This window comes from Pseudomonas sp. JAI111 (assembly GCF_024809425.1).
In the GTDB taxonomy this organism is placed as follows: domain Bacteria; phylum Pseudomonadota; class Gammaproteobacteria; order Pseudomonadales; family Pseudomonadaceae; genus Aquipseudomonas.
In genome coordinates, this window is record NZ_JANUCB010000001.1 from 1,124,361 (window position 1) to 1,148,922 (window position 24,562).

Annotated in this window: 26 protein-coding genes; 11 read left to right on the plus strand and 15 right to left on the minus strand. The window is 59.1% G+C overall.

Features of this window, described 5'->3' with window-relative positions:
• Positions 1 to 18 precede the first annotated feature (18 nt).
• Together HNR03_RS05290 and HNR03_RS05295 are read left to right on the plus strand one after the other, a co-directional pair.
• Positions 19 to 2,073, plus strand: coding sequence for a S9 family peptidase (locus HNR03_RS05290; RefSeq protein ID WP_259151385.1), 2,055 nt, complete (start codon positions 19 to 21; stop codon positions 2,071 to 2,073).
• Positions 2,074 to 2,293: 220 nt separating this feature from the next.
• Complete coding sequence (locus HNR03_RS05295; RefSeq protein WP_222590197.1) at positions 2,294 to 2,767, plus strand: cyclic nucleotide-binding domain-containing protein; 474 nt, start codon at positions 2,294 to 2,296, stop codon at positions 2,765 to 2,767.
• On the opposite strand, the gene HNR03_RS05300 is transcribed toward HNR03_RS05295, so the two are convergent.
• The gene (locus HNR03_RS05300; RefSeq protein WP_259151387.1) at positions 2,764 to 3,054 is read right to left on the minus strand and encodes a hypothetical protein; all 291 of its coding nucleotides are present in this window, start codon (positions 3,052 to 3,054) and stop codon (positions 2,764 to 2,766) included. The two genes, HNR03_RS05295 and HNR03_RS05300, sit on opposite strands and share 4 nt — an antisense overlap.
• Positions 3,055 to 3,134: 80 nt before the next feature.
• Between HNR03_RS05300 and HNR03_RS05305 the strand changes: the two genes are divergently transcribed.
• From HNR03_RS05305 to HNR03_RS05320, 4 genes are all read left to right on the plus strand, one after another.
• Positions 3,135 to 3,821, plus strand: coding sequence for a spermidine synthase (locus tag HNR03_RS05305; protein ID WP_259151389.1), 687 nt, complete (start codon positions 3,135 to 3,137; stop codon positions 3,819 to 3,821).
• Between the two features lie 47 nt (positions 3,822 to 3,868).
• The gene (locus HNR03_RS05310) at positions 3,869 to 4,243 is read left to right on the plus strand and encodes a YajD family HNH nuclease (RefSeq protein ID WP_090181308.1); all 375 of its coding nucleotides are present in this window, start codon (positions 3,869 to 3,871) and stop codon (positions 4,241 to 4,243) included.
• 191 nt (positions 4,244 to 4,434) lie between these two features.
• A complete protein-coding gene (locus HNR03_RS05315) occupies positions 4,435 to 4,905 on the plus strand; it encodes an RNA methyltransferase (protein WP_090181306.1) in 471 nt (156 codons plus the stop codon).
• Positions 4,906 to 4,996: 91 nt separating this feature from the next.
• A complete protein-coding gene (locus HNR03_RS05320; RefSeq protein ID WP_222590194.1) occupies positions 4,997 to 5,374 on the plus strand; it encodes a DUF2892 domain-containing protein in 378 nt (125 codons plus the stop codon).
• A 110-nt stretch (positions 5,375 to 5,484) separates the two neighbouring features.
• On the opposite strand, the gene HNR03_RS05325 is transcribed toward HNR03_RS05320, so the two are convergent.
• Together HNR03_RS05325 and HNR03_RS05330 are read right to left on the minus strand one after the other, a co-directional pair.
• A complete protein-coding gene (locus HNR03_RS05325) occupies positions 5,485 to 6,714 on the minus strand; it encodes a hypothetical protein (RefSeq protein ID WP_259151395.1) in 1,230 nt (409 codons plus the stop codon).
• 36 nt (positions 6,715 to 6,750) lie between these two features.
• Positions 6,751 to 7,200: a YcgN family cysteine cluster protein gene (locus HNR03_RS05330; RefSeq protein WP_007898698.1), complete on the minus strand. Its 450-nt coding sequence runs from the start codon at positions 7,198 to 7,200 to the stop codon at positions 6,751 to 6,753.
• Positions 7,201 to 7,478: 278 nt separating this feature from the next.
• Between HNR03_RS05330 and HNR03_RS05335 the strand changes: the two genes are divergently transcribed.
• Entirely contained in the window at positions 7,479 to 8,072 is a 594-nt protein-coding gene (locus tag HNR03_RS05335) for a nitroreductase family protein (protein ID WP_222590192.1), read from the plus strand.
• 126 nt (positions 8,073 to 8,198) lie between these two features.
• Here HNR03_RS05335 and HNR03_RS05340 read toward each other — a convergent pair whose 3' ends face one another.
• The 6 genes from HNR03_RS05340 to HNR03_RS05365 all read right to left on the minus strand — a co-directional run bounded on the left by HNR03_RS05340 (position 8,199) and on the right by HNR03_RS05365 (position 14,742).
• On the minus strand, positions 8,199 to 9,131 hold the full coding sequence (locus HNR03_RS05340) for a D-2-hydroxyacid dehydrogenase (protein ID WP_259151407.1): 933 nt from the start codon (positions 9,129 to 9,131) through the stop codon (positions 8,199 to 8,201).
• Between the two features lie 121 nt (positions 9,132 to 9,252).
• Positions 9,253 to 9,546: a YcgL domain-containing protein gene (locus HNR03_RS05345; RefSeq protein ID WP_007898694.1), complete on the minus strand. Its 294-nt coding sequence runs from the start codon at positions 9,544 to 9,546 to the stop codon at positions 9,253 to 9,255.
• Positions 9,543 to 10,676, minus strand: coding sequence for a ribonuclease D (gene rnd, locus HNR03_RS05350; RefSeq protein WP_222590190.1), 1,134 nt, complete (start codon positions 10,674 to 10,676; stop codon positions 9,543 to 9,545). Before rnd ends, HNR03_RS05345 begins: the two co-directional genes overlap by 4 nt.
• Positions 10,677 to 10,799: 123 nt before the next feature.
• Positions 10,800 to 11,462, minus strand: coding sequence for a class I SAM-dependent methyltransferase (locus HNR03_RS05355; RefSeq protein ID WP_222590189.1), 663 nt, complete (start codon positions 11,460 to 11,462; stop codon positions 10,800 to 10,802).
• Positions 11,463 to 11,533: 71 nt separating this feature from the next.
• Entirely contained in the window at positions 11,534 to 13,180 is a 1,647-nt protein-coding gene (locus tag HNR03_RS05360) for a phosphoethanolamine transferase (protein ID WP_259151421.1), read from the minus strand.
• A 179-nt stretch (positions 13,181 to 13,359) separates the two neighbouring features.
• The gene (locus tag HNR03_RS05365) at positions 13,360 to 14,742 is read right to left on the minus strand and encodes a glutamine synthetase family protein (protein WP_259151426.1); all 1,383 of its coding nucleotides are present in this window, start codon (positions 14,740 to 14,742) and stop codon (positions 13,360 to 13,362) included.
• 517 nt (positions 14,743 to 15,259) lie between these two features.
• On the opposite strand from HNR03_RS05365, the gene HNR03_RS05370 reads away from it, so the two are divergent.
• Positions 15,260 to 16,444, plus strand: a complete 1,185-nt coding sequence (locus HNR03_RS05370; RefSeq protein ID WP_259151427.1) for a cyanate transporter — start codon at positions 15,260 to 15,262, stop codon at positions 16,442 to 16,444.
• A gap of 178 nt (positions 16,445 to 16,622) precedes the next feature.
• The gene (locus HNR03_RS05375) at positions 16,623 to 17,558 is read left to right on the plus strand and encodes a LysR family transcriptional regulator (RefSeq protein WP_259151430.1); all 936 of its coding nucleotides are present in this window, start codon (positions 16,623 to 16,625) and stop codon (positions 17,556 to 17,558) included.
• Between the two features lie 3 nt (positions 17,559 to 17,561).
• On the opposite strand, the gene HNR03_RS05380 is transcribed toward HNR03_RS05375, so the two are convergent.
• Positions 17,562 to 17,927 (minus strand): 5-carboxymethyl-2-hydroxymuconate Delta-isomerase, encoded by a 366-nt coding sequence (locus HNR03_RS05380; protein WP_259151432.1) that lies wholly within the window; start codon positions 17,925 to 17,927, stop codon positions 17,562 to 17,564.
• A gap of 216 nt (positions 17,928 to 18,143) precedes the next feature.
• Between HNR03_RS05380 and HNR03_RS05385 the strand changes: the two genes are divergently transcribed.
• On the plus strand, positions 18,144 to 18,848 hold the full coding sequence (locus HNR03_RS05385; RefSeq protein ID WP_259151434.1) for a ribonuclease T2 family protein: 705 nt from the start codon (positions 18,144 to 18,146) through the stop codon (positions 18,846 to 18,848).
• A gap of 48 nt (positions 18,849 to 18,896) precedes the next feature.
• On the opposite strand, the gene HNR03_RS05390 is transcribed toward HNR03_RS05385, so the two are convergent.
• From HNR03_RS05390 to HNR03_RS05410, 5 genes are all read right to left on the minus strand, one after another.
• Complete coding sequence (locus HNR03_RS05390) at positions 18,897 to 19,817, minus strand: LysR family transcriptional regulator (RefSeq protein ID WP_259151435.1); 921 nt, start codon at positions 19,815 to 19,817, stop codon at positions 18,897 to 18,899.
• 72 nt (positions 19,818 to 19,889) lie between these two features.
• Positions 19,890 to 22,013, minus strand: coding sequence for a DUF6311 domain-containing protein (locus tag HNR03_RS05395; RefSeq protein ID WP_259151437.1), 2,124 nt, complete (start codon positions 22,011 to 22,013; stop codon positions 19,890 to 19,892).
• Positions 22,010 to 22,396, minus strand: coding sequence for a GtrA family protein (locus tag HNR03_RS05400; RefSeq protein ID WP_259151438.1), 387 nt, complete (start codon positions 22,394 to 22,396; stop codon positions 22,010 to 22,012). The genes HNR03_RS05395 and HNR03_RS05400 overlap by 4 nt, the downstream gene beginning before the upstream one ends.
• A complete protein-coding gene (locus HNR03_RS05405; protein ID WP_259151439.1) occupies positions 22,393 to 23,103 on the minus strand; it encodes a bifunctional 2-polyprenyl-6-hydroxyphenol methylase/3-demethylubiquinol 3-O-methyltransferase UbiG in 711 nt (236 codons plus the stop codon). The genes HNR03_RS05400 and HNR03_RS05405 overlap by 4 nt, the downstream gene beginning before the upstream one ends.
• Positions 23,104 to 23,106: 3 nt before the next feature.
• A complete protein-coding gene (locus HNR03_RS05410; protein ID WP_259151441.1) occupies positions 23,107 to 24,075 on the minus strand; it encodes a glycosyltransferase family 2 protein in 969 nt (322 codons plus the stop codon).
• 276 nt (positions 24,076 to 24,351) lie between these two features.
• On the opposite strand from HNR03_RS05410, the gene HNR03_RS05415 reads away from it, so the two are divergent.
• Positions 24,352 to 24,543 carry a DUF1508 domain-containing protein gene (locus tag HNR03_RS05415; protein ID WP_090181275.1) on the plus strand — a complete coding sequence of 64 codons (192 nt, stop codon included), beginning with the start codon at positions 24,352 to 24,354 and terminating at the stop codon, positions 24,541 to 24,543.
• Positions 24,544 to 24,562: the final 19 nt, after the last annotated feature.

Sequence of the window (24,562 nt, forward strand, 5' to 3'; positions counted from 1 at the left end):
AACGCCCGAGAGCCCTTCATGCCCCTATCCGTCAACGTTTCCGACGCGCCCATTGCCCGCAAGGCCAACGGGGATGATCCGTATGCCTGGCTGCAGGAGCGCGACACCGACGCGGTGCTCGACTACCTCCAGGCTGAAAACAGCTATCAAGAGGCGCAAACCGCCGATCAGGCCGGGCTGCGCGAAACCCTGTTCGAAGAGATCAAGGGCCGGATTCTCGAAACCGACCTGTCGCTGCCCTCCCCTTGGGGCCCATACCTGTATTACACCCGCACCACGGCCGGTGACGAATACGCCCGCCATTACCGCTGCCCTCGCCCGGCCGATGACAGCCTGCAGCTCGACGAAGCCCGGGAGCAACTGCTGCTGGACCCGAACGAACTGGCCAAGGGCGGCTTCTTTTCCCTCGGCGCGTTCAGCATCAGCCCGGACCACCAACGCCTGGCCTACAGCATCGATTCCACCGGCGATGAGATTTACACGCTGTTCGTGAAGGAATTATCCAGCGGTCGTGTCAGCGAACTGGAGTTCCAGAACTGCGACGGCAGCATGACCTGGGCCAACGACAGCCTGACACTGTTTTTCGGCGAACTGGACGACACCCACCGTCCGCACAAACTGTTGCGCTATCGACTGGACGGCACCGCAGCCGAAGAAGTCTTCAATGAGCCCGACGGACGGTTCTTCCTGCATTGCTACCGTTCCAGTTCCGAGCAGCAGTTGCTGTTGTCGCTGGGCAGCAAGACCACCAGCGAAGTCTGGGTCCTCGACGCCTCGCAGCCGCATCAGGCGTTCACCTGCATTGCGCCACGGGTGGAAGACCATGAGTACGACGTCGACCACGGCACGCTGAACGGTGAATGGACCTGGTTCATTCGCACCAACCGCGACGGTATCAATTTTGCCCTGTACACCGCCGTCGATACCGGCATGGCGCCGACCGAAGCCGACTGGCAGAACCTGATCCCCCACAGCGACACCACGATGATCGAGGGCATGAGCCTTAACCTCGGCGTGATGACCCTGAGCCTGCGTGAAGGTGGCTTGCCAATCATCGAGGTTCACCCACAGGAGCTGCCGCATTACCGCGTGCAACTGCCGGATGCGGCTTACAGCCTGCATGTGCAGAACAGCCTGGAGTTTGTCAGCGGCAAGATCCGCCTGCGGTACGAGGCGCTGAACCGTCCGGCGCAAATCCGCCAGCTGGACCTGGCCAGCGGCGAACAGACCGTCCTCAAGCAAACCCCGGTACTGGGTCCGTTCGACGCCGATGACTACGTGAGCCAACGCTTGTGGGCCACTGCGCCCGATGGCACTCAGGTGCCGATCAGCCTGGTGGTCAAACGTGAAGCACTCGGAAAACCTGTACCGCTATATCTCTACGGCTACGGCGCTTACGGCGAAAGCCTCGACCCGTGGTTCTCCCACGCCCGTTTGAGCCTGCTGGATCGCGGCGTCGCGTTTGCCATCGCTCACGTGCGGGGCGGCGGCGAGCTCGGCGAAGCCTGGTACCGCGCCGGCAAGCAGGAACACAAGCACAACACCTTCAGCGATTTCATCGCCTGTGCCGAACACTTGATCGCCAACGGTTTCACCACGCCCCCTCAATTGGCGATCAGCGGCGGCAGCGCCGGTGGCTTGCTGATCGGTGCGGTGCTCAATCAGCGTCCTGACCTGTTCGGCGCGGCGATTGCCGAGGTGCCGTTCGTCGATGTGCTCAACACCATGCTCGACCCGGACCTGCCGTTGACCGTTACCGAATACGACGAGTGGGGCAATCCCGAAGAGCCGGACGTCTATGATCGGATCAAGGCCTACGCCCCGTACGAAAACGTCACCGCGCAAGCCTATCCGGCGATGCTGGTGATTGCCGGCTACAACGACAGTCGCGTGCAGTACTGGGAAGCGGCGAAGTGGGTGGCGAAATTACGCGCGACCAAGACCGACAATAATCCGCTGCTGCTCAAGACCGAATTGGGTGCTGGCCACGGCGGGATGAGCGGCCGTTATCAGGGATTGCGTGACGTAGCACTCGAATACGCATTTGTTTTCAAGGTTTGGGGAATTGCCTGAGGAACTTGGCCCGGCGTTTTGGTCTTAAGACCAGACGCCGGGACCCGATACACGCATATCCTTGTGGGAGCGGGCTTGCCCGCGATGAGGCAATCAGACTCAACATCAACGTTGGCTGTGACACCGTCATCGCGGGCAAGCCCGCTCCCACAATGGGTTTGTGGTGAGTCCAGATCCTGAACAGAACCAGACAGACACAAGAAAAAAAGACCGTGCCGACATGTCAGAACCGACCTTACTGAACAACGAAATCCGCGACTGGCTGATGGATTGCGGCCTTTTCGATCAATTGCTGCCGGCAGACTTTGCGGCCGCTTCGGGCTACTTCAGCATCAGCACCATTGCCCAGGGCGAAGAGATTTTCCATGAGGGCGATGCTGGCAGTTTCATGTGCATCATCCATACCGGCCAGGTGTCGGTGCAGAAGACTAACGGCGACGGGCAACTGGTGACCATGGCCACCTTGCGCAGCGGTCGCTCGTTCGGCGAAATGGCCGTGCTCGATGGTGAACGGCGCTCGGCCAGTTGCGTGGCCGCCAGTCACTGCCAGCTGCTGAACCTGGGCAAGGACTCTCTGGAAAAGATGATCAACGAGGCGCCGAAAATCGCCGCCAAGATTATCCGCGCCCTCGCCGTCGCCCTCTCCAAACGCTTGCGCATGGCCGACGGGCAACTGATCTCGCAGCAGATCTAACCGCCGGGCGACTTGTCCTTTGTGTTGTTGGGCTCAATGCCCGGTACCGGCTGATCCTTGGTCGGCGGACTGGGCATCTCGATCGGCACCAACGGTGGACCACCGCTGCCCTGCCCGGTCCTGGGCAGGGGCGTCGGAGTGATTTGCGGGTAAGGCGTAGGTGTTGCGGTGCCGGGCGACCCCGGCAGCGGCGCGGGGCTGGTTGGAAGGGTTTGCAATTGCTGGGCCTGCACTGCAGTTATCGAGAGCGCGGCCAAGGCAATGACCGTTAGAATGGTGCGCTTCATCAATGGCTCCGTTGGCCTTGTTGTCATTGGCAGGCTACTCCCAACTGCCTCTGTTTGCCTTCCCCCAATTTGAGATTTCCATGAAACGTTTTGTTCTGCTCGACACCGCCCCTATCCCCGAGAACGGCGGCGCCCTTTGCCTGTTCGAGTATGGCGAGGATTTCGTCATCAAGATCCAGGGTGGCGATGGCGGGCAGTTGATGAACACTCGCATGCACGGTTCCGAGGATGCCCTGGCCGAGATCCCGTGCCGCAAGGTGGCGGGCCGGCCCGACTCGCGCGTGCTGATTGGCGGCCTGGGCATGGGCTTCACCCTCGCCTCGGCCCTCAAGCATTTGGGCAAGACCGCGCAAGTGGTGGTCGCCGAACTGGTGCCCGGCGTTGTGGAATGGAACCGTGGTCCACTGGGCGAGAAATCCGGGAATCCGCTGCTCGACCCGAGGACGGTGATCCGCATGGAGGATGTGGCCAAGGTCCTGCAAGCCGAGCCACAAGGTTTCGACGCGATCATGCTCGACGTCGACAACGGTCCCGAAGGCTTGACCCAGAAGGCCAACAGCTGGCTCTACTCCGCCGGTGGTTTGAGCGCTTGCGCCAAGGCGCTGCGGCCCAAAGGCGTGCTGGCCGTGTGGTCGGCAAGTGCGGACCGGCAGTTTTCCGACAAGCTGAAAAAGGCCGGTTTCAAGGCCGAAGAAGTCCAGGTCTTCGCCCACGGCAACAAAGGCACACGTCACACCATCTGGATTGCCGAGAAGCTCAAGGGCTGAGCTAAACTGCTCCTATACCGTCATTAGTCTTTTACAAAGGTGAACCCATGAGTTCGTCAACGCCTCCGTCCAACACGTCGAAGCTGGACCGCATCCTTGCCGACAACCAGCGCGACAAGGAAATGGGTTACCGCGACAAGGCCCTGAAAATGTACCCGCACGTGTGTGGCCGTTGCGCCCGCGAGTTCTCTGGCAAACGCCTGAGTGAACTGACCGTGCACCACCGCGACCACAACCACGACAACAACCCGCAGGACGGCTCGAACTGGGAATTGTTGTGCCTGTATTGCCATGACAACGAACACTCGCGGTACACCGACCAACAGTATTTCGACGAAGGCTCGCTCAGCAGCCCGAAAATCGCCAAGGCGACGCACAACCCGTTTGCGGCGTTGGCTGGGTTGATGAAGAAAGACGACTGAAATTTTAGTTGCCTGATGCTGATCGTTCCCACGCTCTGCGTGGGAATGCAGCCCGGGACGCTCCGCGTCCCTTCACAGCCGGACGCGGAGCGTCCGTTGAGGCATTCCCACGCAGAGCGTGGGAACGATCACTGCCCGCCCTCCCCCAATCCCCGTATAATCGCCGTTTTTTCCCCGAAGGCACCTCGCTCGTGGCAGATAAACGGTACAGCTGCATTGGTTTGTATAACCCCAAATCACCGGAAAACGTCGGCTCGGTGATGCGCGCCGCCGGCTGCTATGGCGTGGCGTCCGTGTTCTACACCGGCAAGCGCTATGAGCGCGCCGCTGATTTTGTCACTGACACCAAGCGCGTCCACTACGACATTCCGCTGATCGGCATCGACGACCTGAAGAAAATCCTGCCCCTGGGCTGCGTGCCCGTCGCGGTGGAGCTGGTCGAAGGCGCTCGCTCGCTGCCGGAATACACGCACCCGGATCGCGCGCTGTACATCTTCGGCCCGGAAGACGGCTCGCTGGATAAAGAGATTCGCGACTGGTGCGAAGACGTGGTCTATATCCCGACCACCGGTTGCATGAACCTCGCCGCCACCGTTAACGTCGTGCTGTACGACCGCATGTCCAAGGGACTCAACACCCGTTCCGGATCGAAATTCCGCTGAATCACCCGACATTCGATGGAACAAGCCGACCGCCCTGGCAGTCAGCTTAACTATCTATTCTTGAAGCAGCGATTCCGCCAGGAGACAGATCATGAACGAACTCAAACGCGTAGAACGCATCGAATCCACCCCGTTCCAGACTCATTCCGATCAGAACGTACAGGGTTGGGAGCGCATCGGCTCCCTGGCCGGTGGCGTGGTGATGATGGGTAAAGGGCTGCGTCGCGGCGGTGTGTTCGGCTTGATTCAAGTGGCGATCGGCGGCGTGGCACTGGCCCGTGGCATTACCGGGCACAGCTCGGTCAAGAGCCTGCTGGAAAAGAGCCGTCAGGACATGAACAACGTGCGGGCAAAGATTCAGCGTGCCGGTGAAGAGTTGAACCAGTTGAAGGCCAATGCCGAGGCAGCGACCAAAACCGCTACCGTGACCGGGAACGATTCGTTGAAATCGCCTGAAACCGGGGTTTGACTTCTTAGGATAAAAAGATCGCAGCCTCGTTTCACTCGACAGCTCCTACAGGGATACACATTCCAATGTAGGAGCTGTCGAGTGAAACGAGGCTGCGATCTTTTGATTTTCTATTGCAGCAACTCGGTATCGAGGACTTTGGAAGACTCGCCGATCACACTTTCCGCGAGCTGGACGAATTCCTTGGTGTCCACACTCTCCAGGTGCATCGCCCCGCGCAATACATCATCCAACGAGCGCTTGTTGCGGGTTTTCAAGCGAATCTCGCGATCCAGCTCCTGCAGCAACAGCACCGCTTTCGACACCTGCGCCGGGTTGATCTGCTCGCCCCGTAACGTCGTGACTTTCTGGCCGTCCCTGGCCAGTTTCTTCTGCAATCCCTCATACCGCTCATCACTCATGCCGCCGGCGCGACGCACCAGTTCGATGGCGTAATACTCGGCAAACCCTTCGCTGATCCAGTCGCTGCGCTGTTGATCGTTGATCCGCCCGAACACCTGCGCCAACTCCCGCACTACCGCACTGGTGCCGCTTTCGCTCACCAACGGCAGGCGTGAGTTCAGGTAGATCGATTCGTGGGCGCCCAGACTGCCGCGCCACATCGGGTCGTTGGCGCCGACGATCAGCAGCTTGGTCGGATGGCGGGGATACACCGCCTGCACTTGCGGCCAGACAAACGTCAGCAAGGTCAGCACGTCCATGCGGCGCATGCCCTGGCCCCGAGGCGAGGCCACGGTGACTTCGGTTTCGCCAAGCCGGGTGCGACGGCTGCCCAGGTGACCGGCGAGCATCCAGCCCGTGGGCCGGTCGAACAGTCGAGAGACGTTATCCACGCGGAACTTGTTCTTGCCGACTCGCGGCCACGCGGTCTCGACGCTTTTCCAGCCGTTGGGCAATTCGAATTCAAGGCGTGAAACCAGTTCGATGCCGTCCTGCTGATCGAGTTTGGCGGGCGGCACCAGGTCTTCGCCTCGCATCAGCGCCCAGGTCGGCGTCATGCGGGTGTCGAAGCTGCCGTTCTTGCGCCCGTGACTGATGCGCACGCGGTAGGTCAGGCTGGCCTTGTCGGCGGCCGGACGCCAGACACCGCGCGCCGGTTTGCCCGGGGTGAGTTGCCATTGGCCGTCGGCCTTGAAGTCGCTGTAAAGACTGCCATCGCCCAGGTCAAAATCCAGGCTGCGCACCGCAGAGCCCTTAGCCAGGGTGAGTCGCACCTCAGCCTGGTCACTTTGCGGCAACAGGCGCACGTGGTAGTCCAGATCGACCTTCTTCGCCGCCCACACGGACGAACTCAGGAGCAACAGCCCAACGGCCAACGCTCGGCGCAATCCCACAGCCATACACACTCCTTCGTGACACGTTAAAACCGAAAGCGCTTAGCCCGCCCGGAAGATCAGATGATCTTCCCAGTCGTCTTCGGCCACGCTGCCTTCGGCAAGCATGCGCCCGGACTGGGAAATACGTTCGTGGTGCACCGCATCGCGATCACCGCACACCAGGTGATGCCAAAGCGGCAGGTCCTTGCCTTCGCTGACCAGGCGATAGCCGCAGGTTGGCGGCAGCCATTTGAACTCGTCAGCCTTGCCCGGCGTGAGCTGGATACAATCGGGCACAAAGTCGCGCCGGTTCGGGTAATCGGTGCACTGACAGGTTTTCAGGTCCAGCAGTTTGCAGGCGATACGTGTGTAATAGACGGAGTTATCGTCTTCATCTTCGAGCTTTTGCAGGCAGCACAGGCCACAGCCATCGCACAGCGATTCCCATTCCTCTTGATCGAGTTGATCGAGGGTTTTGCGTATCCAGAACGGTTCGACTTTGGCGGCCATGGCTCAAGCATCAATATCAGGTGGTGAAAAGGCCGCCAGTCTAGTGCCAAGGCCCCTGCGGGCCAAGCATTGGCGACTGCCGGTAGAACGGGCTTGTCAGTTTTTGCGCCGCCACGTAGCTTTGCCAGTCGCAAGGAGCCATGCCCGGATGCCATTAACGCTCGACCGCGTTGCATTCAGGTGAACTGCCCGGCTCTCGACAAACCTTAACGCCCAGCTCAACTGCGCCCGCAGGTTTCAGACGACCCTCACTTTCAAATGTTGCAAGGAATCTCTTGATGAGTGCAAATCAACGCGTTGCCGACTATGCGATCCATCCTCAGTTCACCGATCGCTGGTCTCCCCGCGCCTTCACCGGCGAAACCATTCCGGAAGAAACCCTGCTGAGCTTTTTCGAAGCGGCACGCTGGGCGCCATCGGCATACAACTCGCAACCTTGGCGATTCCTGTACGCGCGCCGCGACACGCCAAACTGGGAGCGTTATCTGGGTTTGCTGAATGAATTCAACCGTTCCTGGGCACAACATGCCTCGGCGCTGGTGATCGTGATCTCGAAAACCACCTTCACGGCGCCGGGTGCCACCGAAGAAACCCCGGCCCTGTGGCACACCTTCGACACTGGGTCGGCATGGGGCCATCTGGCGCTGCAAGCAAGCATCAGCGGCTGGCACACCCACGGCATGGCCGGTTTCGATCAGGAACTGACCCGCAAGGAGCTGAACATCCCTGAAGGTTATGCGCTGCACGCAGCGGTAGCGGTGGGCAAACTGGGTGACAAGGCGACGCTCGCCGATTACCTGCAAGCCCGTGAAGAACCAAGCCCGCGCCGCCCGCTGAGCGAGCTGGCGGCAGAAGGCGATTTCACCCTCTAAGCCACACTGCAAAACCAATGTGGGAGCGAGCCTGCTCGCGATGGCGGTGTATCAGTGACAGAGGAACTGACTGATATGCCGCTATCGCGAGCAGGCTCGCTCCCACATTTTTGATGGGTGGTGATTTCAATACCCGCGATTGAAATCCACTTCCCCGCGCAGCGCTTCACCCGCCTGATACGCCCGCAAGTTTTCGACGAACAGGTTGACCATCATCGGTGGTGAGGTCGGCGCGGAACTGTGCCCTGTGAGCAACAAGCCCCAGGCAGTCCAGAATGGATGGCGCTGCGGCAGCGGCTCCTGACGGCAGACGTCGATCACCGCACCCGCCAGGTGCCCTTCCTTCAAAGCCTCAACCAGGTCTGCATCGACCACCGCCACACCGCGCCCGACGTTGATGAACACCCCGGTCGGCTTGAACTGCTTGAACAGTGCCGCATCGTACAAGTCATGGGTATTGGGGGTGTTCGGCAGCAGGTTGATCACGTAGTCCACTTCACCGACCAGACGCGGCAAGTCCGCCAGCGCGCCGACTTCGACAAACGGCGCCTGCTCGCGGGCTTCGCTGGCGATGCCGTATAACTCGACGCCAAACGGCAGCAAAAATTGCGCGACGGTGCGGCCGATGTCGCCCGTGCCGACGATCAACACTTTGCGTCCCGCCAGGCTTTGACCCTGACGGCTGTCCCACTTGCGCTCGACCTGGCTGACCAGACGCGGCAGCACTTCGCGCTCGTGGCCAAGCATGTAGGTCAGCACGTATTCGGCCATGACCTGGCCAAAAATCCCCACGGCACGCGTCAGGCGGTAGTGGCGCGGCAAGCCGTCGGCCAACAATGGCGTGATGCCCGCCCAGGTCGATTGCAGCCATTGCGGCTGATGGCCCTGACGCAGCAGGGTGGCCAGCAGGTCCGGCTGGCCGAGCCAGATCGGGCAGTCGGCGGCCTGGCGGGCCAGTTCGGCGGAGTCACCGCTGGTCAGCACTTCCAGCTCAGGCGCGGCCTGACGCAGCAATTGGGCATAAACAGGGTGATCGTGTTCAGCAATCAGAACGCGCATGGTTCAAACCTTTCAAAAACAGTGCACACGGCCACCGACGGAGAATTCCCCCATCGTCCTGGCCATTGCCAAAAATTATTCCAGTTTTTCACACAGACGCTGAACAGCGCCTGTCTGCGGCTCACATCGGGTCGTTGCGTCGCAGCAACTCTTCCGGCAAGTGTTCGATGTATTCGTCTTCCGCCGGCGGCATTTGCAGGTGGTAACCCTGCTTCTCAAGGTTTTCCAGGACCACGGTGATGTCCTCGCGCGACAGTTTGCGCTCGGGGGTCAAGACCAGGTCGAAAGCGTGATGGGGTTTGCCGAAAGCGGCCATCAGACTTTCCGGGACGCGCTCCAGTGCATCGCTTTTGAGCACATAGAGGTACATCTCGTTTTTCTTCAGGCTTCGGTAGATGGAACAAATACGTTTCAAGGCTGTTCTCCGGCGGTGGCCAGGCTATCGAGCAGCGCCTGGCCCATCAATTCGCGGCGCCAGCCACGCAGCGAATCAGGCAATTGGTATGGACCGTTGGGATAGCCGCTCTTGAGCAGCGCTTCCAGGGTTTTCTTGCGCAGCATCAGCTCCGGCGCAATGTTCAGGCGCTCTGCTTCAGCCTGGCCGATCGCTCGCAGCTGTTTGACCAGCGCCGCAGCGTCCACCGGCAAAGGCTCCGGCACCGCAGGCGGCCACTGATCAGGCGACACACTGCCAGAGCGCTTGATCAGATCAAGCAGAAATTCGCCGTCCTGACGCACGGTACGCGGGTGCATGTCTTCGATTTTCGCCAACGCTGCGAGGTTGTCCGGCTGAGTCCGCGCCAACGGCCACAGCGAATGCTCACGCACGATGCGATTGCGTGGCAAATCACGGGCGCGAGCCTCACGCTCACGCCAGGCGCAGAGTTCACGCAATACGGCCAGTTGGGCGCGGGACAGCTTCCAGGCCAGTTTGGCTTCGCGATAGACCTCGTACGGATCGACCTCGCGGCGCAGGTTGGCGACCAGCTCAGCGCCGTCTTCCAGGACCCAGGCGTATTTGTCGTCAGAAAGCTTCGGACGAAGCTGTACGAAAACTTCCGCCAGGTGCAAGGCATCTTCGGCGGCGTAGCTGATTTGGGTGTCGGAAAGCGGACGTTGCAGCCAGTCGGAACGGGTCTCGCCCTTAGGCAGGTCGATGCCGAGCACCTCCTGTACCAACCGCGAATACCCCATGGAGAAACCGAGGTTCAAGTAAGCGGCGGCCAGTTGAGTATCGAACAGCGGCGTCGGCAGACTGCCGGTCAGGCGCAACAAGACTTCGAGGTCTTCACTGCACGCATGGACGACTTTGACCACCGCCGGGTTTTCCAGCAATGCGGCCAAAGGCTGCCAGTTATCGATGGTCAGCGGGTCGATCAGGTAAGCGCGTACGCCATCGCCAATCTGCAGCAGGCCTGCGATCGGGTAAAAGGTGTCGACCCGCATGAATTCGGTGTCGAGGGCAACGAACGGCAGTTGCTGCCACTCGGCGCAAAACTGACCGAGGCTTTCGTTGTCGCGAATCCAGTGAATATCGATGGCCACACGGCTCTCCCTTGAAGAATGGCGCGCAGTATATATCGCCCCCGGCGATTTCCGCGCATCCACTGAACAAGAGCTTTAGCGAAAAGGCCTGCCAGACGGCAAGAAATGTCTGACAAGTGGAGGCTAGCCTGCCTTACGCAAAACATAGACGCGCGTCCGCGCGCAGCCCGGCAGGAAATCCTGATGGCTGAGCAAGCAGAATCCCGCACGCTTGAATTCAGCTTCGACCTCGGCCTTGCTGGCCAGATACTGGGGCTGAGCACCCACCGCGCCCGAGCGCTGGAGCTTGAAATACGCATCGACCCGTACCGCCACAATCACCGTGTCGCGGCTGACTCGATGGAATTCCTTGAGCATGGCCAACCGATGTTCGGCGCTATCGATGTCTTGAAACAGATGCATGCAAAAAATGCAGTCGACCGCATTCTCCGGCAAGCCAATGTCGAAGGCCGAGCTCTGAAAGGTCTTGATCCGCTTGAGCAGACTCTGCGGATGGTGAGTCTGGGCGTGATTGAGCATGTCCTGCGACGGATCGGAGGCGAGGATCACGCGGTTCGCGTGCTCGGCCAACACCGGCCAGAAACGCCCGGCACCGCAAGCCACATCCAGAATCAAGCCTGGCTCGCCGGCGACCTTGAGCGCGCTGCGCACCAACTGCTCATCGCGCCAGAACGCCCAGCGACCCGCCAAGCCACGCGGTCGCGGCTGAAGACAGACGCGAGTGTGTTCCTGGTCGTAGCGCCGTGCGAACTCAAGTTCAATGGCTGATGGAGGTTGCGCAGACATGTGCAATGACTCTTGTTGGAGGAACTACAGGCCGCTGGTTAGCGGCCGGTGCGTGAAAAAGGTCGATACACTCACTTTTTAGCCAACACGCCGTCAGCCACCCCACGGCAACCCGCGAACATATCCAGCCCCTTGTCGTAGACCTTGCTGTTGACCGCCAGCAAGCCCAGCATCGAATGGAACAGGTTGTCCTGGCTCAATGGCTTGTCACGATTCTGTTGCAGGCACTGGGTGTCGACCGAGAACGACTTTTGATAGTTGTCGGAGAACCACGCGAGCATGGCTACGTGCTTCTGTTGTTCCGGCGCCAGCACGTACGGCGTGCCATGCAGGTACAGGTTGTATTCGCCCAGCGACTCACCATGATCCGACAGATAAAGCATTGCGGTGTCCACTTTGCCCTGGTTTTTGCGCAGTAGATCAATCAGGGTCGACAGTACGTGGTCGGTGTAGACCAGCGTGTTGTCATAGCCGTTGACGATACTGTCGCGACTGCAATTGTTCAGGGCATTGCTTTCACAGACCGGAGTGAAGCGTTCGAACTCCTTCGGATAGCGCTTGAAGTATTCCGGACCGTGGCTGCCCATCTGGTGCAAGACCAGGACCGTGTCTTTATTCAGGTTATCGATGAAGTGCTGCATACCTTGCAGGAGTATTTCGTCGCGGCATTCGCTGTCGGCGCACAACACCGGGTCCTTCAGATTGCTGACGTCATCGAGGGTGACCCTGTCGCACGTGCCTTTGCAGCCTGACTGATTGTCACGCCAGATCACGTCCAGACCGGCACGTTTGAGCACGTCCAGCAGGCCCTCTTCATTTTTCGCCTTGCTGGCGTCGTAGTCCTTGCGGTTCATGTCCGAGAACATGCACGGCACCGAGACGGCTGTTTCCGTGCCACAGGAGTGCACGTCGGTATAGGCAATCAGGCCAGCTTCTTTATTCAGTTTGGGTGTGGTGTCGCGGGCATAACCGAGGATGCCGAAGTTCTCGGCCCGGGCACTTTCGCCAACCACCAATACCGTCAGGGATTTACGGCCATGGGCCTGCCATGAAGCATCGAGTTGGGCATCTTCACCGATTTTCAAGAAGGGCTGCCGCGCGGAGACGACTTGCTCACGCAAATAGCCGAACGAGGCGCCGATGTAGTTGCTTGGCACCACCATCAGTCGCAGCTCATGGTGATTGCGAAACAGCGAGGACAAGCCTTGATAATTCACCAGCGCGACACCGCCGATCACCGCGACCGAGGCGACAGTCACCAGCGCCTTACTCAACAATTCACGGTGCCAGCGCCGGTAATTGACCGGGGTTTTCCACAATAACCATGAAGGCAAAACACCGAGCAACACAATATAGGCCAGTAACTTCAACGACAGTAAGTCACGCACTTCGGTCGCGTTGGTTTGCGCAAAGTTACGCAACATGCCGGTGTCAATCAGCACGCCATACTGGCTCATGAAATACGCAACCCCGGCGCTGATCATGAACATCAATATCAACACCGGCTTCATCACGCGCCGAAACGCCATGAAGGTCAGCACAATGTTGAAGGCCGCCAGAACCATCGCGCCGAACGCGACGCGCATGACAAGGCCCTTGCCATCGGATGCGGTGATTTCAAACAGGTGCTGCCAAAGCACTAAATTGAAGCCGGCTAGTAAGAAGGCACTGACAATCAGTGTCACCCACTCGGGGCGCACGGGTTTGAGTTTCAACATAATGATCGGCGGGTCCTGAAGAGAAGCGTCTTCGGCCAATGTGAAAAATTCATTGACCGAGGCGTCACTAACTGTAACCAGTCAACCATCAATTTTTTGTGAAAATCAAGCCAACGAATAGTTTGCTCAAAAATTCAACCCATAACTTTGTATTTATTTGAGGAAGATTCAGCCTTCGTTCAGGCCTGGTGCAGATACCATCGCCAGTCCTGCTCCCCTACCTCGCCCATGAACTGTCGGTATTCGGCGCGCTTCACCGCCAGGTAAACGCCAAGGAATTCGTCGCCGAACGCCTCCCGCGCCCAGGTCGACCCTTCCAGCGCGCGCAATGTGGTCAGCCAATCGGTCGGCAACAATTTCGTGGCCTGGGCGTATCCATTGCCCTGCACCGGTGCACCGGGGTCGAGTTGCTCGCGAATACCGCGATGAATGCCGGCCAGGATCGCCGCGGCCGCCAGATACGGGTTGGCATCGGCGCCACAGATGCGGTGTTCGATGTGCCGGGAGAATGCCGGCCCGCCAGGCACGCGCAGGCTCACGGTGCGGTTGTCCACGCCCCACGTGGCCGCCAGCGGCGCGTAACTGTTGGTCTGGAATCGACGGTAGGAATTGGCGTTCGGGCAGAACAGCAACAATGAATCGAGCAATGTCCCGAGCATGCCGCCCACCGCGTGTCTGAGCAGCGGCGTGCCGTCCGGGGCTTCGCTGGCGAACAGGTTGTTGCCTTCCTTGTCCGCAAGACTGACGTGCATGTGCATGCCGGTGCCCGCCAGGTCATCGAACGGTTTGGCCATGAAGCAGGCCGTCATGCCGTGTTTGTGCGCCACGCCCTTGACCAGCCGTTTGTAGCGCACCGCTTCGTCCATCGCCTGCAGGGCGTCGGTGCGGTGTTCGAGGGTGATTTCCACCTGTCCCGGCGCGTATTCGGAAATCGCTGTGCGCGCCGGAATCCCCTGCAGTTTGCAGGCGTTGTAGAGGTCCGCCAGGAACGGCTCTATCTGCTCCAGCTCACGCAAACCATAGACTTGAGTGCCACGCGGCCGGCCGCCGTCGACATCCCGTGCCGGCTGCGGCCGACCGTTGTTGTCGCGCTGCTGATCCAGCAAATAAAATTCCAGCTCCGCCGCCATGACCGGGTAATAGCCGTCGGCCTGCAAGCCTTCGATCACTTTCGCCAGCAAGTGCCGGGGGTCGGCAATCGTCGCCGGCAGGCCTTCCTTCGGGTGCATGCTGACCTGCACCGCTGCCGTGGGCATCAGCCGCCAGGGCATGCGCGTCAGGCTGCCGCTGATCGGGTACGCCCGGCAATCGATATCGCCGACGTCCCAGACCAGGCCGGAGTTCTCGACATCATCACCATTAATGGTCAAGCCCAGGATGGTGCTCGGCAAAGGCCGCCCGCTCTCGTAGACCGCCAGCAGTTCATCGCGGTGCAACAACTTGCCCCGGGGCACGCCGTTGTTGTCGAGGATGAATAACTCGAACATCTCGATATCCGGGTTCTGTTCGAGAAAGGTCAGGGCTTCTTGCAGGGGAGCGAAGGAATTCGTGGCACGACTCATGGGGATTCTCTTTTTCCGCGTCAGGCGAACGCGCAGGCGTCGCCGATTCGATCCTGGCGCACAGCGCAGGACCCGTAGGAACAATCAACGGGAAAGGCAGGAATCCGGTGGACGCGCGTGACGGCAGTGCCACAGCGCCCAAAAGGCTAATTCGGAGGGAAGTGCGACGGAACAACCGTCCATAGCGAAAACCGAAGAAAACAGATGAATTGCAGCGTCACACGGCAGGTCAGGTCGTTAAATCGGGATTTGAAGAACTTTGGGTGCAGCTTGGCTAAACATTCAATTCCCAAATCACCCCAAATCCCCTGTGGGAGCGAGCCTGCTCGCGATAGCGGACTGACATTCAACATTCATGGCGACTGATACGCCGTAATCGCGAGCAGGCTCGCTCCCACAGGGGGATCTGTGGTGCGGCACGGGTATTTAATTTTTAAATGCCTGTGCGGATTATCTGATTTGCCGCCTTCAAGCCTCGCGCGCTTAATCGGCCCCTTGATTATCCAAGGTCCGCTTGATGGAAAACGTTCGCGCCACTGCCCGCCCCGCCCTCTGGCTGATGGTCAGCATCATTCTCGTCGCCCTGAACCTGCGCCCCTCGATGGCCGCTGTCGGGCCGTTGCTGTCGGCCATCCGCGCAGACATTCCGTTGAGTTTCAGCCTCGCCTCGCAGCTGACGATGCTGCCGGTCATGGCGATGGGGCTGGCGATGTTCTTCGGCTTGAGGGTCAGCCAACGGTTCGGGGAACAGCGCACCGTGGTGATTTCGCTGGTGATCATTGGCCTGGCCACGGTGTCGCGGCTGTTCGTCGACTCGGCCGTCGAACTGATCCTCAGCGCCATGCTGGCCGGCATCGGCATTGCGCTGATTCAGGCACTGATGCCGGCGCTGATCAAATCCCGTTTCAGCGATAACGTCGCCATGGGCATGGGGCTCTACGTGACGTCGATCATGGGCGGCGCGGCGATGGCGGCATCGTTTGCCCCGCTGGCGATGACCCGCACCGGCAGTTGGCGCGTGGGGCTGGCAATCTGGGCGGCATTGGCGGTGGTCGCGCTGCTGTTCTGGACGGCCGGGCGCCCGGGAACGCCGACACTCAATGCGCCAGCATCCCGCACCGAATCCTTCTTCGCCAATTCCCGCGCCTGGCTACTCGCGATCTTCTTCGGCTTGGGCACCGCGTCCTACACCTGTGTGTTGGCCTGGCTGGCACCGTACTACGTGGAAAAAGGCTGGAGTGAACAAGACGCCGGTTTGTTGCTGGGCTTTTTGACGGCCATGGAAGTGTTGTCCGGACTGATCACACCCGCCATCGCCAACCGCAGCCGCGACCGGCGCAGGGTGCTGGTGGTGTTGCTGGCGCTGATCATGGCCGGTTTCTGTGGGCTGATTCTCGACCCGCTGTATTTGAGCTTACTGTGGCCGTGTCTGTTGGGCCTGGGCATTGGCGGACTGTTCCCGATGAGCCTGATTGTGTCGCTCGATCACCTGGACAACCCGCAACGCGCTGGCGGACTCACAGCTTTCGTGCAGGGCATCGGCTACCTGATCGCCGGCCTCTCGCCTCTGATGGCCGGCATGGTCCGCGATCGACTGGGCAGCTTCGAATGGGCCTGGTGGTGCCTGACCGGCGTCATGGCGCTGATGATACTGATGGTGTTGCGCTTCAATCCGCGGCATTACGCTCGACACATTCACTGACGCACAATCCACCATAAGGTCTTCGGGAACATGGCGTCAGTCGTGTTCGGAACATTTTCTGTCCCACAACTGACTGTGAAACTTCCTACGGGGCATTCTCCTGGCACCATCGTTCCGTTAGGATCTTTCGCACAAGTTTGCGCACTGTCAGCGCAAGGAGCACAGCGAGACAGAACGGATGCTGAACAGTAACTTGCTAAGAAAGCTAGACATGCAGGACCTCATGGTGTTTGTCGCCGTGTATGAGCAAAGCAGTGTCACCGGTGTGTCAGAGGCGCTTTGCGTCAGTCAGTCCACCGTCAGTTACTGCCTGAAAAAACTGCGGACCAGTTTTGAAGACGAGTTGTTCATCAACACCCGCACGGGCATGCGTCCCACCTACAAAGCCGGCACCATGTACACGCATGTGCTGAAAATCCTCGAAAGCATCAACTTGTGCCATGCGGGCGCCCAGACGTTTGACCCGACCTTGCAACCGGTGACGTTCAACATCTGCGCGCCGGAATACTTCGAACAGTTGATCCTGCCGCGACTGTTGAAAAGCTTCGATTTCGCCGACCTGCCAGTGATGGTCAACATGCACAAGTTCGAAACCGACATCCCGGCGGAAGAATTGCGCGAGGGCAGCCTCGACCTGGTGATTTGCTTCGGCCCCCACTTTCATCGCAGCCACAGCGATTTCAAATCCCGACAACTGCTGGAAGATGATCTGGTCTGCGTCTTCGACAAACGCGCCACGCCATTGCAGCCACGTTTAAGCTTGCAAGCGTTCGTCGAGCGCCGGCATGTGTTTCCCACCCCGTGGACCTCCACCACCAACATGGTCGACGGTTGGCTGGCGCAGCAGGCGCACAAACGGCAGATTGTCGCCCGCGCCAACAGCTACAGCGCGGCATTGAAATTGATCACCGGCACCGACTTCATCCTGACCCTGCCCCGCCGTGTCCAGCAATTGCTGGCCAACGAGTCGATCTTCAATCACTGCGAAGCGCCCAACGGCTTGCCGGGATTCACCCTCGACATGCTGTGGAGCCAAGGCGCCGATCAGGACAGCGCCAACACCTGGCTGCGCGAACAAGTGATCAAGGCCTGTGCCGGGCAGGAAATGGCCTGAAACTCAGTGGCCAATGGCCGTCTTGGTGTAGGACTCTCGATCGATGTCGAGGATCTCCACACACACCTGGACTTCAACACCAGCCGGCCATTCACACAGGTCCTGCACCACGGCCAGCAGACTCTCGGACAACTGCTTTTTGATCTGCGGCGAGCGACCGCTCAACAACGCCAGCTTCACATGCACGAATGCCCGCTCGGCCAACGCGGTGCCGACCTTGAACGTCTGGACCTTCACGGCGCGACTCTTGATGTCGAACTCCGCAGCAAACTGACCGGAAGCCACCAACGTATTGTTGAGCCGGAGCAACGCCAGATCGGCATTCAGTCCGGGCAGGTTGGCGGTATATTCCATGTGCAGGTGGGGCATGGTTTGGCTCCTGATTGAATTGCAGTAGCCCAACAAATGACGACGATAACCGTACATCCAGTTGGACTTCCCAAAGATACGTAATGTACTAGGGTTTCTGGATCAGGTCTGAAATTTAGAAGTGCGCAGTTAATTGATCATGACGCTGAAACTGCAAGCGTCCTCTCAAGCAGTGAGGAGGTAACCCGAAAACTACGACATCAAGGATCGAACACGATGAAACGTCTTTACGCCTCAATGGCCCTGTCCGTTCTCTCCCTCTGTGCACACGCTCTGGACCAAGGTGAAGAAAGCCTGGAGGGAGCACCTAGCGCTCAATTTGACTACCGCGCATATGCCGTCACCTGGCAACCAACGTTCTGCCTATTGAATCCAACCACTGCAGGTTGCGACAAACCAAAAAACGTCTTTAACACCCACGGTATCTGGCCCTATTACAAGAGCACCGACCAATCGGCGAATCGTCACCCTTCTTTCTGCACCAAGTCAGTCGGGTGTGATCAGGCCGGGGCCGTTTGCGAGCTCACCGACAAGGACCAGAAGCAGGCACAGGCATACCCCGATTTTTCTGAAATGGTCACCGAGTCACCCGAAAAACTGATGAAACATGAATGGAAAAAGCATGGCACTTGCTATGGCACCAGCCAAATTCAATATTTCGAGGACTTTGTGAATTTGCGCAGCGTGGTCAAATACAATCAGGCGTTCAACCAGTATCAGGGTAAATCCCTGGATCTGGAAAAGTTGAAATCACTGTTTCCAGCCAATGCCTCTTTTCGTTGCGCCAGCCACGACAAAAAACAATATTTATTCGAAGTGTTCTTTCTGATCGATCGGCATGGCCGGCCTTACACCGAAGATCAAAAGTTGCAAATCGGGGAAGCGTGTCAGTCAGAGGAAATCCATATTCCGCTGGCTTGATCACTTGCCTCTCTGGCCGAATGAGTCATCGCCCTCGCATGACACATTTCAGAGAGGCGACTCATGGCGCTCACTCATGAACGCCTCCAGCCTTGAACGCAACCAGCGTTCGGCCGGGTCGGTATCGACGTGGCTGAGCCAGACCATCGACAGGTCCAGCGTCGGGGTCTTGAACGGAAAGGGCTCTGAGAACAACTGACCGGATGCGGCCATCGCCTCGGCGGCGTAATCCGGCAGGCTGGCGATCAGGTCGGTGCCGGCAAGCAAGGCCGGCAACGAGCTGTATTGCGGCACCGATAGCACGACCTGACGCGTGCGGCCAATCTCCGCGAGCCATTCATCGGCGTAGCCACTGACGTTGGCCGTGTGTGACACCAATACGTGTGGCCGTGCGCAATATTCATCAAGGGTCAGCGGCGTGTCGGACGCATCGGCGCGCAAAATGCTCGGTTGGATGTGCCGCAACAACTTGCGCTTGGCATTGGCCGGCAAACCGCGGGTCTGGCTGATACCTACGGTGATGTCGCCGGACGCCAGCAAGTCGGGAATACGCCAGTAATCGACATGCTGAACCACGAATACCACCTTGGGCGCTTCCTGGCGCAAGGCCCGTAGCAGCGGTGGCAGCAGACCAAACTCAACGTCGTCCGACAAACCGATGCGAAAGGTCATGGTGCTGCTGGCCGGGTCGAAGTCGTGGGTCAGGCTCAACGCCACCGACAATGAATCCAGCGCCGGCGACAAGTGCAGGATGATTTCCTCGGCCCGCGCCGTCGGTTCCATGCGATGACCGACCCGAATGAACAGGGGATCGTTGAACATCGTGCGCAATCGGTTGAGTGCCGCACTGATGGTCGGCTGGCCAAGAAACAGCTTTTCTGCCACCCGCGTCACGTTGCGTTCGAGCATCAGCGTTTCGAACACCACCATCAGGTTGATGTCAGCCTTGCGCAGTTCATTGCGATTCATTCGTTGTCCCCGGTCCCCGATACTTGCGGCAGTGTAGAAAGGCCCGAGGAAGGCGTCTACGTGCAGCCCTCCTCAATTGACCGTCAACGCCTTCAATCCGAGCGCCAGTTGCCGAACGTCAGCACCGAGCCCGAACTGTTTTGGGCTGACGGCATCGGCGAACTGCATTTGCAGCCTCAAGACGCCCTGACTCGACACCCGCTCTTGCATCCCGGCAGTGAGGGGAACCTCGATGACGTTGCCATCGGCCTGCTCAAGTTGGGCGGACATGGCCGGCATGCCATTGATGCTGATGACGACACGCTGACACGCGTGACCAGGGGGAAGAAACGCCATGGCTTCCAGACGCAGCGAACGCACGGGCGCCAGAACCCGGAACATGACTTCGGCGTCCGATCCTTTCGACCAGGTGCCCCAGGGTTCGGTTTCGGACCAGCCATTGGCCAGCAGCGTGCCACCCAGGCTGGCGTCATTGAACAACGTTTTTTGCCCGGGCTCGATAGCGGGAACCAGCTCCAGGGGATTGATCTGCGAGGCCGCCTGCAGGCAAGTGCCGCACTGTTTCCACCCCGGGGCCAGCACTGTGAAGCCATCAATCCTGGCGAAGAGGTCCTTTGGGGTATCGATGTTTCTCACCGACTGGATCAGCGCACGCTCGTCGAGCAGGTACAACGAGTCGGCGTCATATTTGCCCGACGCCATGGCCCGAGCCGTTTCCTGCTCGGATTCAATCCATTTGGCAGTGTCCATCCGCCCAAGGTAAACCGCGTTTGTCGCCAGGCCATGGGCACCGGCAAAATCGGCCACCGCCATCCACTTCGGGGACAGGTTCTGCGGAACGATCCAGCGAATCTTGCGGTAATGGGCCGCGGCGCTTTCCCAGAACGGATCGACCATGGGCGACGCCCATTCCGACGCCGGCGCCACCATCAATTGCTTGCGAACGCCGACCCAGCCGGCATGTGTGTCCAGCACCTGGATGAACAGCGCCAGTGACAACAGACTCAAGGCTGTGCGCGGCGTGTTGGCGCGAATGACCAGGAAAATGATGGCGATGATGATCGCGTAGTACACCGGCCAGAACATTCGTCCTGAAGCCCGGAAAATATTGGCCACCGAAATCACCCACGCCGGCAGTGGATAGGTCCATTCGAGTGAGCCTAGCGCCAAGTTATTCGAGATCGAGAACAGGCTCAGCCCCACCAGCGCCGCCAGTAAAATGGGTCTGCGCCCCAGTCGCCGAGCAAATCCGGTGTTGCCTTGAAGCAGCCCCACCAGCGCACAAATCCCCAGGGTGATCAGTCCGAGCCCCAGAAAGAGAAACCCTTCAACGTCACCGTAGCCTTGAACACCCGGTATATCGTTCAGGACATAGGACCACTGCCCAGACCAATTGCCCGGATCGAACAGTGACAGCAGGTTCATGGCGTACATGCCAAAACCATCCGATACCGCGCCGCCGCCCACCGAAAAATAACCCGCCTGCCAGCAACACAAACTGACCAGTGAAAACAGCCCGATCAATTCGATGGCCGCAGACTGTAACGTCAGTTTTTTCCTGAAGTAGCCGGCAGCGAGGTCTGCGATCCAGATCGCGGCAACCATTGCCAGAAAGTACGCATGGACCAACGCAGCCACCGCCAGCAACGAGCCCCAAGCCAATCGCCGACGGTGCAATTGCGGGTGCAGGCCCAGGTACAACGAGGCCAGCACCAGAAAATGCCCGCCCAGGGACAAATGGAACGGCAGGCGCATGAGCATCGGCGGAACAAAAAGAAACAACGCAGTACTCACCGCGCGCACAGCCACATTTGAGGTCATCAGCCCCACCACTTTCCAGGCGAACCAAGCCTGCAAAACGAAGCACGCCAGGAACCACAGGCCGAAATACTGGAAAGGCGTCGGTAAAAGCGAGGCGAACGGTTTAAACAGGAAGGCCAACAGCGGATTGGAATCAGAAAAGATGATGCCGTTGCTCAATTCCAATCCGTAGGAAGGGTTGAGCCCTATCGGAAAGGTCCACTGCGAATGCCGGAAAAATACCCATCCCAGATAATGCGTTGCCGGGTCTCCGTTGCCCAGCCACGCAATGTTCTGCGGATTGAGCGCCCGAGGACCGATGACAATGAAAAAGGCCATGACACCGATCAACAATGGCAACAGGTTGATCGCCAGGCGTTTGACTGAGTCGGTCATCGGTACGTCCAGAAGTTATGCAATACAAAGGTGAACGCCGGAATGGTCAGCGCCACCGCGCAAATACCCAGTAAGTAATGCAGCCCGGCCATTTGCGCGGCCCAGGCCACCAGCATCGCCAGGAGAAAACCTGCCCCCGATACCATCATGAAGCGCAGCAACGTTCGGCCGTGCAGCCGCGCGGAAAAGCTCCAGGTGGTATTGATCAGGTAGGACACCACGGTCGCCACGGCAAATGCGACGCCGTTGGCAATGGGCGGCAACGGCGCTACATAGTTGATGAACAACACGGCCACCAGCGCATGCAAAGCCGTGACGAACAACCCGGTCACGGCAAAACGCAAGCCGCGCTGGATCAAGGCGGATTTTTCGCCTGGCGTCACGGCTTTTGCGCCAGGACAAACACCGTCAACCCGGCGAGACGATTCGAACCCATGAACGGTAGCTCGATGTTGCACAGCGTCTTCAAAATCGTATTCACCAGTGGATGGTGCTGCTTGAGTTGCGAGCGCGGGGGCGACGGTTGTGCACCTCTGGGCAACAAGCGCAGGGTCGCCGCAATCGGGAACACCAGGCCGAAGTAATAGGCGCCCTGCTTCACGGTCAAACCGCAATTGCGCACTACCGCTTCCAGTTGCGCAAGGGTGTAGCGACGTTTGTGTTCAAGAAAGTCATCGTGCCCGCTCCAGAGAAACTGAAACGCCGGCACAGTTATCAGGAAACGGCTGCCGGACGGGACCTTCTCGACGTAGGCCTTGAGTAATCCGACGTCGTCATCGACATGCTCCAGCACGTCCATCAGCAACACCAGATCGGCGTCCACCGCCTCGATACTGCGACGGTAATGCACCGGTTTACCGTCGGTTGTGGCGTCCGAATCGGCGTCATAACTGATGTCCACGCACCACGCCTCACTCGCCGATGAATGAGTCAGCAAATGGTGGGAAAAGAACCCCGAACCGGCACCCACGTCGAGAATTCGCCTGTACGGCGTAGTGCCCAGCAACCGCATGGTCGCTGCGGCCTTGGAGGCGTAATACCAATGCCGATCGATGCTTGAACCGAGGATGTCGGTTTCCTTGAGATCCATGGTTCAGTCCTTGGGATCATAGACACGCCGCACCACATATACCGGGCGACGTTTTGACTCGATGTAGGTTCGCCCCAGGTATTCACCCAGCACTCCGATGCCGATCAATTGCAGGCCGCCGAGAAAGGTGACGGCAACCATCAGCGAGGCATAACCCGGCAGATCGACCCCGGAGATCAGGGTGCGCAGCACAATAAAGATGGCGAACGAAAAAGAGATCAGTGAAACGAACAGTCCCAGATACGTCCAGATGCGCAGCGGCTCCGTGCTGAAACTGGTGATGCCCTCGAGGGCGAAATTCCACAAGCGCCAACCGTTGAATTTGGTCGTCCCGGCCACACGTTCCGGGCGCTCATAGTCCACGTAAGTGGTGCGAAACCCGACCCAGGCGAACAGGCCTTTCATGAATCGCCGCGATTCCGGCAACGTTTGCAAGGCATCGACCACGCAACGGTCCATCAGCCGGAAATCACCGACATTTTCTGGCAGGTGTTGTTCGGCAATTCTGTTGTGCAGGCGGTAAAACCAGTTGGCCGAGGTTTGCTTGGCCCAGGAGTCGGTCTTGCGACTCACACGGTGGCCCAGCACCACTTCATAGCCTTCGCGCCAACGGGCGATCATTTCAAGGATAACTTCGGGGGGATCCTGCAAATCGGCATCGATCGGCACCACGGCCTGGCCGGTCGCCGCCTGCAAACCGGCGGTCAACGCCGCTTCCTTGCCGAAATTGCGACTCAGGTCGACGATACGAATACGCGAGTCGCTCTTCTGTCGCTCCAGCAGCACCTCCAGCGTTGCATCAGTGCTGCCGTCATTGACGAACACGATCTCCAGCGCGATCAGCGCCTGATCCCTGAAGACATCAGTGATCCGCGCGATGAACACGTCAAGGGTCGCGGCTTCATTGAAGACCGGGATGACGAGAGAAAGCGCCAAAGGCCCGGTCAGTTGCGGTCCGTGCTGATGAGTCAACTGATTGCTCTTTTTTTATAGTGATTTTTCTACAATCCGGGGTCGACGGCGATGTTCGACACCGAGAGCCGAATCGTATTAAGCAGGACCGGGAGTGGTGATGCAAGGGCGAAACTGCGGGGGTTCTGGCCATTTAGTCGCGGCCGGTTGCAGCGTAGGAAAAGCCTTCAAACTATTGGAAACACATACCTGATGGCCAAAAAATCCTGCTCCGCTAGGCTTGCTTCGATGCGCCACACAGGTTGTCGCAATTACCCAACGCATGGAGCGAGCAGTATGTATTTCGAGATTTATAGACAATCCAAAGGCACCCCAAGCACCGGAAAAGGACAATGGCGCTGGCGCCTGAGGGCCGGGAATCACGAAACGATCGCCAGTGGCGAATCGTATGTGAACAAGGCGGATTGCCTGCACGTCATCGGGTTGATCAAGGGGGTTGAGTGTGAGACTCCGGTGAAAGAAATCTAAGGTTAAATTCACTGGCCCC